The following is a 13,158-nucleotide window of genomic DNA, read 5'->3' as shown; positions in this document are numbered from 1 at the left end:
TTTCTTCATATTTTTGCGGTTTCATGCGGCTTGACCAAAAGGTTTTGGCAGGCAAGTCATACCAATCTGAAACAGAAAACGCCCCCGAACAGGTCGGGGGCGCTGATTTTAGCTGTAAATAATTTACAGAATCTTGATGTTCGCCGCTTCGATATCGGCGAGGAAGGCGGCCAGACCTTTGTCGGTCAGCGGGTGGTTGGCCAACGCTTTGATTACGGCGGGGGGGGCGGTGATCACGTCGGCACCAACGCGGGCGCAGTCCTGAATGTGGTTGGCAGACCGGATCGAAGCAGCGAGAACCTCGGTTTCAAAACCAAAGTTGTCGTAGATGGTGCGGATGTCTTCGATCAGCTCCATACCGTCCAGCGCAATGTCATCGAGACGCCCGATGAAGGGGCTGATGAAGGTCGCACCGGCCTTGGCGGCGATCAGCGCTTGGTTGGCAGAGAAGCACAGGGTCACGTTGACCATATGGCCTTCGCCGCTCAGCACTTTACAGGCTTTCAGGCCGTCCCATGTGAGCGGTACTTTGACGGCGATGTTTTCGGCGATTTCCACCAGCTTGCGGCCTTCGGCGATCATCGCGTCGGCATCAGTTGCGACAACCTCAGCCGATACAGGGCCCGACACCAGATCACAGATCTCTTTGGTGACTTCCAGAATGTCACGGCCGGATTTCTTGATCAGCGACGGGTTGGTGGTGACACCATCCACCATGCCAAGGTCATTGAGCTCGGCAATGGCGTCGATCTCTGCGGTATCAACGAAGAATTTCATGGGGCGTTCCCTTTTGTGGCGCGGGTTGGCTATTGTCGCGTTAGCGTTTACCTCATGACGAGAAGGGGGGCTAGCCCCCGCGCGGTTTCAATCTGGATGGCAGGCGGATGGCAGCACAGAAACAGCAGGCAGAGCCCGAATTTTTCGAGTCGGGCGCATTGGTGGGCGTGCTGACGACCCAGCCGCTGGACCGTGTGCTGGACTATAAGGCGCCCGAAGGCGGCTGTTGGCGTGGCGCGTTTGTCGAGGTGCCGCTGGGTCCGCGCAAGGTCTTGGGCGTGGTCTGGGGCGCGGGGCAGGGCGGTTACGATCTGGCCAAGGTGCGCACGGTCCTGAAGGTGCTGGATGTTGCCCCGATGCGCGATGAGCTGAAGCAATTTTTGGAACGCTCTGCCGATTATACGTTGACGCCATTGACTGCTATGCTGCGGCTGGCGACCCGGGCGCCTGGTCTGGGTGATCCGCCGTCGATGCAGAAGATCTACCGTTTGGGGGCTGGAGAACCAGATCGCACGACGGCCGCGCGCACCAAGGTGATTGAGGTGCTAAAAGACTACGGCGGTCTGGCCTTCACGCTGAAAGAACTGGCCGAGATGGCGGATGTGTCGACCAGCGTGGTCAAAGGACTGGTGAAACAAAACGTCGTGTTGGAAGAGGACCGCCCGCGCGATCTGCCCTTTCCGCGGATGCACCATGATCACGCCGGCAAAACCCTGACTGATGCGCAGGCAGAGGCATCGGCGCAATTGCGCGCCGGCGTGGCCAGCCATGAATATGGCACCACCTTGCTGCGTGGTGTGACCGGATCGGGCAAGACCGAGGTGTATCTGGAGGCAGTCGCCGAATGTCTGGCGCAGGGGCGTCAGGCGTTGGTTCTGTTGCCGGAAATTGCCCTGACGGCGGAGTTTTTGACCCGCGTTGAAGCGCGGTTTGGTGCCAAGCCGGCCGAGTGGCATTCCGGTGTCACCATGACCGAACGCCGCCGCATTTGGAAAATGGTCGGTCAAGGCGGGGCGCAGATGGTGATCGGGGCGCGATCGGCACTGTTTCTGCCCTATCAGAATCTTGGCCTCATCGTCGTGGATGAGGAACACGACACCTCTTACAAACAGGAGGAGGGGGTTCTGTATAACGCCCGCGATATGGCAGTGCTGCGCGCGCATTTGTGCGGGGCGCAGGTGGTGCTGGCCTCTGCCACGCCATCGCTGGAAAGCTGGGTCAACGCCGATCAGGGCAAGTATCGCAAGATCGAACTGGTCAGCCGCTATGGCCCTTCGGTCATGCCGGACATGCGGGCGCTGGACATGCGGCAGGACAAGCTGCCGTCGAACCGCTGGATATCCAACCGCCTGCGCGATGAGGTGCTGGCGCGGGTGGCGAAGGGCGAGCAGGCGCTGTTGTTCATCAACCGTCGTGGCTATGCGCCGGTGACGATCTGCAGGGCCTGCGGCCATCAGATCGCCTGCGATGTCTGCGACGCGCGGATGGTGGAGCATCGTTTTCTCAAACGTCTGATGTGCCACCAGTGCGGAGAAACGAAACCGGTGCCCACCACCTGTCCCAATTGCGCGGCAGAGGATCGTCTGGCCCCCGTTGGGCCCGGTGTGGAACGTCTGGCCGAGGAAGCGACAGAGCTGTTTCCCGATGCCCGTGTGGTGACACTCAGTTCCGATATGTTTGGATCTGCGCGCGCGTTGAAAGAACAGATCGCCCAGATCGCCCAAGGGGGTGCGGATATCATCATCGGCACGCAGTTGGTGGCCAAGGGGCACAATTTTCCACTGCTGACGCTGGTGGGGGTGATTGACGCGGACCTTGGCCTGCAGGGATCGGACCTGCGCGCGGCAGAGCGGACGTTTCAACTGATGCGGCAGGTGGCAGGCCGTGCAGGCCGGTCAGAGCGCAAGGGCGTTGCTATCATGCAAAGTTATCAGCCCGAACACCCCGTCATCCGCGCTATTCTTGCAGGGGATGAGGAAGGATTCTGGCGGGCAGAGGCCGACCAGAGACGATTGGCAGGCGTGCCGCCCTATGGTCGGATGGCCGGCATCGTGATCAGTGCGCCGGATGCGCAAGCGCCTTTTGATCTGGGCGCGGAAATGGCACGGCGCGATGGGCCACTGCGCGCGATTGGTGCGCAGGTCTTTGGCCCCGCTCCGGCGCCCATTGCCCGTATCCGTGGTCGTCACCGAGTGCGTCTGCTGGTTAAGGCCGAGAAGGCCGCGCCGCTGCAACGTGCGCTGACCCAGTGGTTGGCGCAATTCCGGCCCGGGGGACAGATGCGCATATCGGTAGATATTGACCCGCAGAGCTTCCTTTAAGCATCCAGATGGGGCCTTGGCGGGGGAGGGTGCGCTTTTTTGAAGAGGCCTCTGTGCATCTGTGGGCAGTGTCCATCCTCGCTTTCGCGCCGGTTTGCGCGTATTGGCGGAGGGATGAAGACTGTCTACACCCTTGATCAAGCCGCTACCCTGCCGGTCTGGCGCCGCCCTGTTACCTTGCTGTTCTTGATGGCAGCGGCGATGCCGATTGCCTTTTCCACATGGTCGGCGCTGCTGAATAACTTCGTCATCGAGGTGGCGGATTTTGACGGATCTGACATCGGCTGGCTGCACACGGTCCGCGAAATACCGGGGTTTTTGGCGATCGGGGTGATCGCGATCATCATGTTCATGCGCGAACAGGTGCTGGGAGTCGTCTCGCTTGCGCTGTTGGGCGTGGCAACCGCGATCACTGCGTGGTTCCCGTCCATGGGGGGGATCCTGACCATTACAATGCTCAGCTCCATCGGGTTTCACTACTATGAAACGGTGAACCAGTCGTTACAGTTGCAATGGTTGTCAAAGGATCGCGCGCCGCAGATGCTGGGCTGGATGGCGTCGGCGGGATCGGCGGCCACATTGGTGGCCTATGTGCTGATCGTGCTCAGCTGGGAACGGTTGGGCCTGACCTATAATATGGTTTATATGCTGTCGGGCGGGATCACCGCTGTGATCGCCATTTTCTGCCTGATCGCCTATCCGCAGTTCGACAGTCCCACCCCGCAGGTGAAGAAGTTCATTCTGCGCAAACGCTACTGGCTTTACTACGCGCTACAGTTCATGGCGGGGGCACGGCGGCAGATATTTGTCGTGTTTGCAGGCTTCATGATGGTGGAACGCTTTGGCTTTGATGTGCATGAGGTCACGGGCCTCTATCTGATCAATCTGGTGGCCAACATCATCCTTGCGCCCATCTTCGGCAAAGTCGTGGCCCATTTTGGGGAACGCAAAGCGCTGGTTTTTGAATACGTTGGGCTTGTCACCGTGTTTTTGGCCTATGGTGGCATTTATTGGTTCGGCTGGGGCGTTTTATTGGCGTCGATCCTTTATGTGTTGGATCACATGTTCTTCGCCCTTGCGCTTGCGCTGAAGACATACTTTCAGAAAATTGCTGATCCTGCGGATGTGGCGCCCACGGCGGCGGTGGCCTTTACCATCAACCATATTGCGGCGGTGTTTCTGCCTGCGCTGCTGGGCTACCTGTGGCTGGTGTCGCCGGGGGCAGTGTTCCTGCTGGCCGCTGGCATAGCTGCCACGTCACTGGCGCTGGCCTGTCTGATCCCGCGCCATCCCGAACCAGGGAATGAGACGGTCTTTGCCAAATACCGCCGAGGGGCCGCCGCGGCCTGAGGCCTATTCGAGACGACATTGCCTGTTGAGGAGAGAACGCAATGGCCACAGACACAGCCAATCAGCCCGCAGATGAGGCAGCTCAGAAAGCCGCCCCACAGGCGCGCTTCACCACTGGGTCGACCATGCGCCACGTGGTGGTGATGACCCTGACCAGCGCGTTCGGGCTGAGCTTCATGTTCCTCGTCGACTTTCTGGCCCTGTTCTGGGTCAGCCAGCTGAAGATTGAAATGCTGGTTTCCGCTATCGGATTTGCTGCGACGATCCAGTTTTTTATTATTTCCGTTGCCATCGGCATGATGATCGCCGGTGTCGCGCTGGTCAGTCGTGCATTGGGCATGGGGCAAGGGGAGCGGGCGCGCCGGCTGTCGACTGTGGTGCTGGTCTATAGCGTGGCCATTCAGACGCTGTTGTCGCTGCTGGCGTTGATCTATCTGGAACCGCTTCTGCGCCTTAGCGGCGCTGAGGGAGAGACGTTGCAGGTTGCCCAATCCTTCCTCACCCTATCCTTGCCCAGCCAGCCGATCATGGCGGCGGGGATGTGTGCGGCATCTGTCCTGCGAGCCATTGGCGATGCGTGGCGCGGTATGATGGTGACTGTGATCGGCGGTCTCTTCGCGGCGGTGCTGGATCCGCTGTTCATCATCTATCTAGACATGGGCGTCGAAGGCGCGGCTTGGGCTATTGTTGGATCGCGCCTGTTGATGGCGGGCGTCGGCATCTATTGGGTGATTGCAAAACACAACATGATGGCGCGACCCAGACTGTCTGATTTCAGTCGCTTCCTTGGTGCCTATCTGGCGATTGCCCTACCGGCGGTGGCCACCCAAATGGCGACGCCTTTCGGCAACTGGCTGTTGATCCGCGCGATTTCCGAACATGGGGACGCGGCAGTGGCGGGCTTTGGCGTGGTCTCACGCCTGACGATCCTTGGCTTTGGCGGCATCTATGCTCTGTCGGGGGCGATCGGCGGTATTATCGGCCAGAACGCGGGCGCGGGCTTAGGCGATCGCGTACGGCAGGCCTATAACGACTCGCTCAAGTTTTGCGCGATTTACACGCTGGCCACATGGGCGGTGTTGGCCGCCCTTGCCGGTCCTATCGTCAGTGCTTTTGGTCTGAGTGCTGAGGCGGCAGAAGTGGTGGAAGTGTTCTGCTACTACGCTGCAGGCACCTTTGTGTTCACCGGTGCACTGTTTGTCGCCAACGCCACGTTCAACAACCTAGGCCGCCCCCTGTGGGCCACAGTGGCCAACTGGACCCGCGACGGGCTGCTGATGGCGCCCCTGGCGTTTGGTATGGGCGCGATGTTCGGTGCAGGTGGTGTCATCTGGGCGCAGGCGCTGGGCAATGCGGTCGTGGGGATCCTCGCAGGTTGGGTCGCATGGCGCTATGTGCAGTCGGGGCGTGGAATTGAGCCTGCAAAACCAGCCAAGGCTTGACCCCGGCGCAGGCTGGGCTTAGGCGCAGGCGTTAAGACTTCAGATAGATTTCAGCCCCGGAGGCCGCCATGCCCACCTTTACCGCCCTGACCACCCTGCCTGGAAAAGCACCTGCTGAGGCGCTGGGCGAAGCGATGGAGCGTCTGACCCCCGAACCCACTGGCGTCGGCGTGTTCGAGATTGAGGATGGTTCTGGGCTGTGGGAAGTGGGTGCCTATTTTATCGAGGCCCCGGATCAGGCCGGTCTGGCGGTTCTGGCCGCAGCCTTCGATGCCAAGCCTTTCGCGATTTCTGAACTGCCTGAAACTGACTGGGTCGCCAAGGTAAAGCGTGAACTGGCACCGGTAGAGGCAGGGCAGTTCTTTGTCTATGGCAGTCATGATGCAGATCAGGTGCCGGAAGGCTGTGAACCTTTGTTGATCGAGGCTGCGATGGCCTTTGGCACAGGCCATCATGGCACCACGCAGGGCTGCCTTCTGGCACTGGACCGTCTGGACAAGGCAGGTGTGAAAGGCGCGAATGTCGCCGACATCGGCTGTGGAACCGCCGTTCTGGCCATGGCGGCAGCGCGCATCTGGCCGAACCCTGCACTGGCTGGTGATATTGACCCCGTCGCGGTCGAAGTGGCGGCGGCCAACGTCAAAGTCAACGATCTGGATGGCCGCGTGACCTGTGTGGTCGCCGCAGGTTTTGACGCGCCGGAACTTCAGGCCGCGGCCCCGTTTGATCTGGTCTTTGCCAACATCCTGAAAGGGCCGCTGATTGATTTGGCCCCTGATATGGCAAAGAACCTTCAATCGGGTGGTTACGCGATCCTGTCGGGTATTTTGAATGAACAGGCCGATGAGGTGATCGCCGTTTACGCCGACAATGGTATCAGCCTGACCCACCGCGAAGAGATCGGCGAGTGGACAACGCTGACTTTGCAGAAATAATCAGTAAAATAAGGGGTTTTAGCCCCTTTTTGACATGAAATTGGGGCGCTTGCCCCAATTTTGCCTTATTTCGCAGGTATCAAAAGCTCTTATAGTATTGAGTGGGGCTCGACCTTCGGAGGTTGTTATGTCTGATGCCTTTAACGAGTTTGATAACAGATTACGTCGCATCGATGAAAAAAATGCGCGTCTGAAAGAGAACGGTTTTGTCACGACCGTCAACCGCGATGGATTGATCGTGGTGCGCCCGCAGCGGAAACGGTCCGTCCTGCCGTGGCGCGGTTTGCTGTTTCTGCTGCTGGGATTCATCGGATTCAAGACGCTGCTCTTGGCCGGAATCGGCTTTGCCACTTATCAGGAACGGGTGGATGACCTCTATGCTGGTGGCGTGGTGGAACGCGCGGGTGCGTTTCTGATGCAGCCTGATCCAATCTCAGAGAGCCTAGCGCTGAAGGTGCGTCCTTACTTGCGTTGAGGCTGAGTTAAGGCTGCGTTGTGCCCGACCTTTTATTTCCGTCCTCAGATAGAAAATCCGTCCTGACATAGAAAAGCCCTGACTGAGCGATCTCAGTCAGGGCTTTATGACTTCGGGGAGCGAAGTCGCGGGGTCAACTCTTGGTCGTTAACACCGTGGTCGCAAGGCTGCGATCAGCGCTTGCTCACCTTGTCGATGTCAGCGCGAACCATGCCGATATCGTCCAGCTCGCGGTCGCTCAGATGGGACAGGGCCTTGCGAGTGATGCGTGCCTCGTTCCAAGTGCTGAAGGTTTCGCGCATGTGGGTCAGACCGTTTACCGCAACAAATGCGGTACGGGCGATAAGGCTGGCCATTGCGCCAGCCTGATACTGGGTGCGGGTGTTCTCATAGACAGCCATATCAGGAACCTCTGTTTCGTGTTTCGTTACTTCTACTTTGACGGCATCTAGAGCGCCTTTTTTATCCGCACAACTGGGCTGAATTGCATATCTTCTATGCGGTTTGTGCATGGCCGTCGCAGGGCTGTTATCTGCCTGTAACAAAGGGGCAAAAGCGACATCGTCCGGCGTCGTTTTCAGCGATTTCAGTGGCGAAATTCAGACGCTTTTGACGCGAATAAGCCACGCGCGTCGTTTTTGAGCTTTTCGCTTTGGGCTTGGTGTTTGTTCCCCCTTTGTGCTACTGATTAAAAAAAAATGGATAAAAAGGGGCAGTGATGCGCGTTTTGGGGATCGATCCTGGGCTGCGTAACCTTGGCTGGGGTGTAATTGAGGCGGATGGAAGCCGTCTGAGCCATGTTGCCAACGGGGTGTGCCAATCTGATTCGGGTGCGGATCTGGCACAACGGTTATTGTCTTTGCATGAACAGCTGACCGATGTGTTCAACCGTTTTCAGCCTGACACCGCCGCGATTGAGCAGACTTTCGTGAACAAAGATGCTGTCGGCACCCTGAAACTGGGTCAGGCGCGGGGCGTTGCCTTGCTTGTTCCGGCGCAGTTTGGTCTGCCGGTTGGTGAATATGCCCCGAACAAGGTTAAGAAGACTGTGGTTGGTGTTGGCCACGCGGCGAAACAACAGGTCGACCATATGGTAAAAATGCAGCTGCCCGGTGTGGTGATTGAGGGGCCGGATGCGGCAGATGCGCTGGCCATTGCCATCTGTCACGCGCATTATTCGCGCGGTCCGGGTTTGAATGCCACGTTGGGGGCTGCGGATGGTATAGGTGGCTTGCGGATTAAAGAGGTGCGCAGATGATTGGTAAACTCTCGGGTATTCTGGACTATCGTGGTGAGGATCACGTGCTGATCGATGTGCGCGGCGTGGGCTATATCGTCTACTGCTCAGATCGCACCATGGCGACCCTGCCGCGCGCGGGGGAGGCGGTGGCGCTTTATACCGATATGCTGGTGCGCGAGGATCTGATGCAGCTCTTCGGCTTTCCGACGCTTTTGGAAAAGGAATGGCATCGTCTGCTGACCTCCGTTCAGGGGATCGGTGCGAAGGCGTCGCTGGCGATTCTGTCTGCACTGGGCGCAGAGGGCGTTAGCCGCGCCATCACGCTGGGAGATATTGCGGCGATCAAAGCGGCCAAGGGTGTCGGGCCAAAGACCGCGCAGCGTGTGGTGCATGAGTTGAAGGATAAGGCCCCCGGTGTCATGGCGATGGGCGGCACGCTGTCCGCTGCTATGGGAACCGAGGCCGCCGAACCTGCTGAGGTGATCGAGGATGCGCCAAAGCCTGCACGCAAACCCCGCAAGCAGGCGGAACCCACCGCGGTGCAACAATCGGCGGCGGCGCAGTCTGATGCGCTGTCGGCCCTTTCAAACCTCGGCTACGCACCGGCGGAGGCGGCAAGCGCTGTCGCCCAAGCTGCGCAGGATGCGCCAGAGGCAGGCACATCGGAACTGATCCGCGCTGCGCTGATCCTCTTGGCGCCGAAGGGATAAGCTAGATGATTGACGCCGATCCGAACCTGCGGCCAGACCCGCTGCCCGAAGACAACGACCGCGCCCTGCGTCCGCAGGAACTGGGCGATTTCATCGGTCAGGCAGAGGCGCGCGCGAACCTACGTGTCTTTATCCAATCGGCCCGCCAACGGGGCGAGGCGATGGATCACACCCTGTTTCACGGCCCCCCCGGTCTGGGTAAAACCACGCTGGCACAGATCATGGCGCGGGAGCTGGGGGTGAATTTTCGCATGACCTCAGGGCCCGTTTTGGCCAAGGCGGGTGATCTTGCGGCGATCCTGACGAACCTTGAGGCGCGAGATGTGTTGTTCATCGATGAAATCCATCGTCTGAATCCCGCCGTCGAAGAAGTGCTCTATCCCGCGATGGAGGATTACGAACTGGATCTGGTGATCGGTGAAGGTCCGGCTGCGCGCACCGTGCGGATTGAGTTGCAGCCGTTTACGCTGGTCGGGGCAACCACCCGACTGGGTCTGTTGACGACGCCATTGCGCGACCGGTTCGGCATCCCGACACGGCTACAGTTCTACACCGTGGATGAGCTGAACGAGATTGTGACGCGCAACGCCAAATTGTTGGGGGCGCCCGCAACACCCGATGGTGCGCGGGAGATCGCCAAACGGTCCCGCGGTACGCCCCGTATTGCGGGCCGCCTCTTGCGGCGTGTGGTGGATTTTGCCGTGGTCGAAGGCGATGGCAAGGTCACGCAGGCACTGGCCGATCATGCGCTGACGCGGTTGGGGGTGGATGATCTGGGCCTTGATGGCGCAGACCGTCGTTATTTGAGCCTGATTGCTGAAAACTACGGTGGCGGTCCCGTTGGAATCGAAACCATTGCGGCTGCGCTGAGTGAGAGCCGGGACGCACTGGAGGAGGTGATTGAACCTTTCCTGTTGCAGCAGGGCCTGATCCAACGCACCCCGCGCGGTCGAATGCTGGCGGCGAAAGCATGGCGGCACATGGGGCTGGAGGCGCCACAGCGCAGTGAAAAAGAACAGGGCACCCTCTTTGGCAAGTGATCGCACCGACACCCCGCGTGATTTGGCCGGGTTACAGGACATCGCCGTGCGGATTGGCCAGATCTACGGTGACAATTTTGATGTAACGCGGGATGGTAGTTTCTACCTCGGCAAGATGATGGAAGAATTGGGCGAGGTATCATCGGCCTATCTGAAACTCTCTGGTCGTTCGCGTGGCAGCGATTGTGATCCCGATGTGTTGCGTCGTGACTTAGAGGACGAGATGGCCGATCTTTTTGGCTTTGTCTTGTTGTTTGCAGACTGGCAGGGGGTGGACCTTGCCCATGTCTTTGCGCGAAAATGGGGCAAGTATCTGAAGGATCCAGAATGACACCCGAAGCCCTCTCTCCCGAAGCTGTTCAGGCGCTGTTCACCCGCGACGGCGGCGATTATGTTTTTGCCCGTTGGGGACGTCCCATCGTACCTGTGGTTTTCGGTGTTGAGGAGGAGACGCTGGAGGTCGTCAAAGGCGCGTTGGAGGCTGTGGTGGCCCTCGCCGGTCACAAGATGGCCGAAACAGACCCCGAGTTGGGCGCCAATCTGATGTTCTTCTTCTTCAAGGACTGGGATGAGTTGTTAGAGGTGCCGAACCTTGATCAGTTGGTGCCGGATCTGGCCACGCTGGTGGGCAAACTGAAAGAGCAGGATGCCAACCAGTATCGCGGTTTCAGATTTGATGATCTGGGGGCCATTCAGGCGGCTTTTGTCTTCGTGCAGATGGATGTGTCAATGGCCCAGATGCCCGCTGAAACGCTGGCGCTGACGCAGGTGGTTCAGGTGATGCTGCTTTGGTCAAATGCGGCCTTTGCTGAAACCTCGCCGCTGGCGCTTGCGGGTGAGGCTGTGATCCTGCGGCCCGATGTGGCCGGTGTGATCCGCGCGGCCTATGCACCGTTGATGCCGGGATCAGACCGCGATCCGTCCCACGCGCTGCGCCTTTATGCGCGTCTGCAGGTGCAGGGCGATCTGGTGATCGAGGATGACAGTGACCAGATCCAGCGCGGCGAATGAGGCGGCTGTTCATCGCTCTTGATCTGCCGGAGCCCTTGCGCGATGGGCTGTTGGGGGTGGCAGAGGGGCTGGGCATTGGCCGTGAGGTGGAGGAGGAGAACCTGCACCTGACCCTGTGCTTCCTTGATGCGCAGCCGGACGATGTGCTGGAGCCGCTGCATGAGGGCCTCAGCGATCTGCGTCTGCCGCAGGCGCGCCTGCAATTGCAAGGGCTGGAAGTATGGGGTGGCAAATCCCCGAACGCGCTGGTCATGCTTGCCGAACGGGTTCCGGAACTGCTGCATCTGCAGGAAAAGGTTGTGCAGGTGGCGCGCGGGGCAGGGATCGACCTGCCGCGTCGTCGGTTTAAACCTCATGTGACGCTGGTGCGCTTCCAGCGTGGTCTGCCGCCTGATGCGCAGGCGCGACTGGCGGCGTTTGTGCTGTCACAGGGCGCGGTCACGATGGCGCTTGAGGAGGGGGTGACCTTTTCCCTCTACCAATCGACCCTCACCGCTGATGGCCCTATTTATGAGCCGCTGGCCAGCTATGACTTGCAGCCTCTTTAACGTCTGCTACGGTGCGGTTACCGGATTATAGAAGGCAAGCAGATGATCTACGAACTCCCCGTGCGCGTTTACTACGAAGACACCGACATGGCGGGCATCGTCTATTATGCCAACTATCTGAAATTCATTGAGCGCGGCCGCAGTGAATGGGTGCGTGAGATCGGAATCGATCAGAACGCGATGAAGGCCGAGGGCTTCGTCTTTGCTGTCCGTCGGGTGGAGGCGGATTATTTGGCGCCCGCCAAGCTGGATGATGAGCTGATCGTCACCACAGAGGTGGCGCAGGTAACAGGTGCACGTCTGGTGATGGATCAATGGGTAACATGCCAGGGCAAAGCCCTATTTCACGCCGTGGTCACCGTGATCATGATGAATGAAGACGGTCAGCCCGCCCGCATGCCCGCAAACATTCGCCAGATGGTGAACTAGGCTCAGGATCGGCCGCTGTTACAGCGCTGTTGCGGCAACGGGGGTGGGGCTGCGCCTAAACCTGATCAATTTTAGGCGGAAAGGCGCGTGTTGACGCCATTTTGATGGCTTTCCCCCTGATTTTCAGCTAGCTTTGCGCGTAAACAAAGGTCGACAAACGGCCCAAGAGAGCAGAGCAGGCTTATGGAAACAGAAACCCTTGCCTTGGCGCAGGAGATTGATTTCTCCATGTGGGCACTATTTGCACGCGCCACACTGACCGTGAAACTGGTGATGTTGCTGCTGATTGTGGCGTCGTTCTGGTCTTGGTCGATTATTATTCAGAAAACCATCTCCTACCGTGCGGCCCGGCGCGAGGCGGCGCGGTTTGATCGCGCCTTCTGGTCGGGGGAGCCACTGGACGGTCTCTTTGATCAGATCGGGCCGGACCCCAAGGGGCATTCGGAAAAAGTCTTTGCCGCAGGCATGATCGAATGGCGTCGGTCGCATCGTGATGATGGGGGATTGATTGCCGGTGCGCAGGCACGGATTGACCGGTCCATGGATGTGGCCATCGCCAAAGAGGCCGAGGGGCTGCAAAACGGCCTGCCGGTTCTGGCGACCGTCGGTTCCACAGCGCCCTTTGTCGGACTGTTCGGCACCGTCTGGGGCATCATGGTGGCCTTCATCGACATTGCAGAGCAGCAGTCGACGAACCTCGCTGTTGTTGCACCGGGCATCGCAGAGGCGCTTTTGGCGACTGGCCTCGGCCTGTTGGCGGCGATTCCGGCCGTGGTGTTTTACAACAAGCTCTCTGCCGATGCGGATCGCATCATTGCGGGCTATGAGGCCTTTGCGGACGAGTTTTCCACTATCCTCAGCCGTCAGTTGGATCTGTGAT

At 59.2% G+C, this 13,158-nt stretch carries 15 protein-coding genes; 13 read left to right on the top strand and 2 right to left on the bottom strand.

The features are described 5' to 3' along the window. Positions 1 to 123 precede the first annotated feature (123 nt). Positions 124 to 777, bottom strand: coding sequence for a fructose-6-phosphate aldolase (gene fsa, locus MHM86_RS06705; protein ID WP_239197276.1), 654 nt, complete (start codon positions 775 to 777; stop codon positions 124 to 126). 107 nt (positions 778 to 884) lie between these two features. Here fsa and MHM86_RS06700 point away from each other — a divergent pair, with 107 nt between their 5' ends. The 5 genes from MHM86_RS06700 to MHM86_RS06680 all read left to right on the top strand — a co-directional run bounded on the left by MHM86_RS06700 (position 885) and on the right by MHM86_RS06680 (position 7,300). Further along, positions 885 to 3,098 carry a primosomal protein N' gene (locus tag MHM86_RS06700; protein ID WP_239197274.1) on the top strand — a complete coding sequence of 738 codons (2,214 nt, stop codon included), beginning with the start codon at positions 885 to 887 and terminating at the stop codon, positions 3,096 to 3,098. A 114-nt stretch (positions 3,099 to 3,212) separates the two neighbouring features. Continuing rightward, on the top strand, positions 3,213 to 4,448 hold the full coding sequence (locus MHM86_RS06695) for an MFS transporter (protein ID WP_239197272.1): 1,236 nt from the start codon (positions 3,213 to 3,215) through the stop codon (positions 4,446 to 4,448). Between the two features lie 41 nt (positions 4,449 to 4,489). Beyond that, on the top strand, positions 4,490 to 5,890 hold the full coding sequence (locus tag MHM86_RS06690) for an MATE family efflux transporter (protein WP_239197270.1): 1,401 nt from the start codon (positions 4,490 to 4,492) through the stop codon (positions 5,888 to 5,890). Positions 5,891 to 5,958: 68 nt separating this feature from the next. Further along, positions 5,959 to 6,825, top strand: a complete 867-nt coding sequence (locus MHM86_RS06685) for a 50S ribosomal protein L11 methyltransferase (RefSeq protein ID WP_239197268.1) — start codon at positions 5,959 to 5,961, stop codon at positions 6,823 to 6,825. Between the two features lie 127 nt (positions 6,826 to 6,952). After that, entirely contained in the window at positions 6,953 to 7,300 is a 348-nt protein-coding gene (locus tag MHM86_RS06680) for a hypothetical protein (RefSeq protein ID WP_239197266.1), read from the top strand. A gap of 173 nt (positions 7,301 to 7,473) precedes the next feature. Here the strand turns inward: MHM86_RS06680 and MHM86_RS06675 are convergent, their stop codons facing one another. Further along, entirely contained in the window at positions 7,474 to 7,701 is a 228-nt protein-coding gene (locus tag MHM86_RS06675; RefSeq protein ID WP_239197264.1) for a DUF1127 domain-containing protein, read from the bottom strand. Positions 7,702 to 8,018: 317 nt separating this feature from the next. Here MHM86_RS06675 and ruvC point away from each other — a divergent pair, with 317 nt between their 5' ends. The 8 genes from ruvC (at position 8,019) to tolQ (ending at position 13,157) form a co-directional block, all read left to right on the top strand. Next, positions 8,019 to 8,558 carry a crossover junction endodeoxyribonuclease RuvC gene (ruvC, locus tag MHM86_RS06670; RefSeq protein ID WP_239197262.1) on the top strand — a complete coding sequence of 180 codons (540 nt, stop codon included), beginning with the start codon at positions 8,019 to 8,021 and terminating at the stop codon, positions 8,556 to 8,558. Then, positions 8,555 to 9,250 (top strand): Holliday junction branch migration protein RuvA, encoded by a 696-nt coding sequence (gene ruvA, locus MHM86_RS06665; protein ID WP_239197260.1) that lies wholly within the window; start codon positions 8,555 to 8,557, stop codon positions 9,248 to 9,250. Before ruvC ends, ruvA begins: the two co-directional genes overlap by 4 nt. Positions 9,251 to 9,255: 5 nt before the next feature. Continuing rightward, a complete protein-coding gene (gene ruvB / locus MHM86_RS06660) occupies positions 9,256 to 10,290 on the top strand; it encodes a Holliday junction branch migration DNA helicase RuvB (protein ID WP_239197258.1) in 1,035 nt (344 codons plus the stop codon). After that, positions 10,280 to 10,621, top strand: a complete 342-nt coding sequence (locus MHM86_RS06655) for a hypothetical protein (protein ID WP_239197256.1) — start codon at positions 10,280 to 10,282, stop codon at positions 10,619 to 10,621. Before ruvB ends, MHM86_RS06655 begins: the two co-directional genes overlap by 11 nt. Then, positions 10,618 to 11,301: a hypothetical protein gene (locus MHM86_RS06650; RefSeq protein WP_239197254.1), complete on the top strand. Its 684-nt coding sequence runs from the start codon at positions 10,618 to 10,620 to the stop codon at positions 11,299 to 11,301. The genes MHM86_RS06655 and MHM86_RS06650 overlap by 4 nt, the downstream gene beginning before the upstream one ends. Then, positions 11,298 to 11,849, top strand: a complete 552-nt coding sequence (gene thpR / locus MHM86_RS06645; RefSeq protein WP_239197252.1) for an RNA 2',3'-cyclic phosphodiesterase — start codon at positions 11,298 to 11,300, stop codon at positions 11,847 to 11,849. Before MHM86_RS06650 ends, thpR begins: the two co-directional genes overlap by 4 nt. 42 nt (positions 11,850 to 11,891) lie before the next feature. After that, a complete protein-coding gene (ybgC, locus tag MHM86_RS06640) occupies positions 11,892 to 12,278 on the top strand; it encodes a tol-pal system-associated acyl-CoA thioesterase (protein WP_239197250.1) in 387 nt (128 codons plus the stop codon). Between the two features lie 183 nt (positions 12,279 to 12,461). Next, complete coding sequence (tolQ, locus tag MHM86_RS06635; RefSeq protein ID WP_239197248.1) at positions 12,462 to 13,157, top strand: protein TolQ; 696 nt, start codon at positions 12,462 to 12,464, stop codon at positions 13,155 to 13,157. Position 13,158 lies beyond the last annotated feature (1 nt).

The organism is Thalassobius sp. Cn5-15 (assembly GCF_022347685.1).
Classification (GTDB): domain Bacteria; phylum Pseudomonadota; class Alphaproteobacteria; order Rhodobacterales; family Rhodobacteraceae; genus Thalassobius.
The sequence above is the reverse complement of the archived record's forward strand: the minus strand, read 5'-3'. Positions and strand labels throughout refer to the sequence as shown.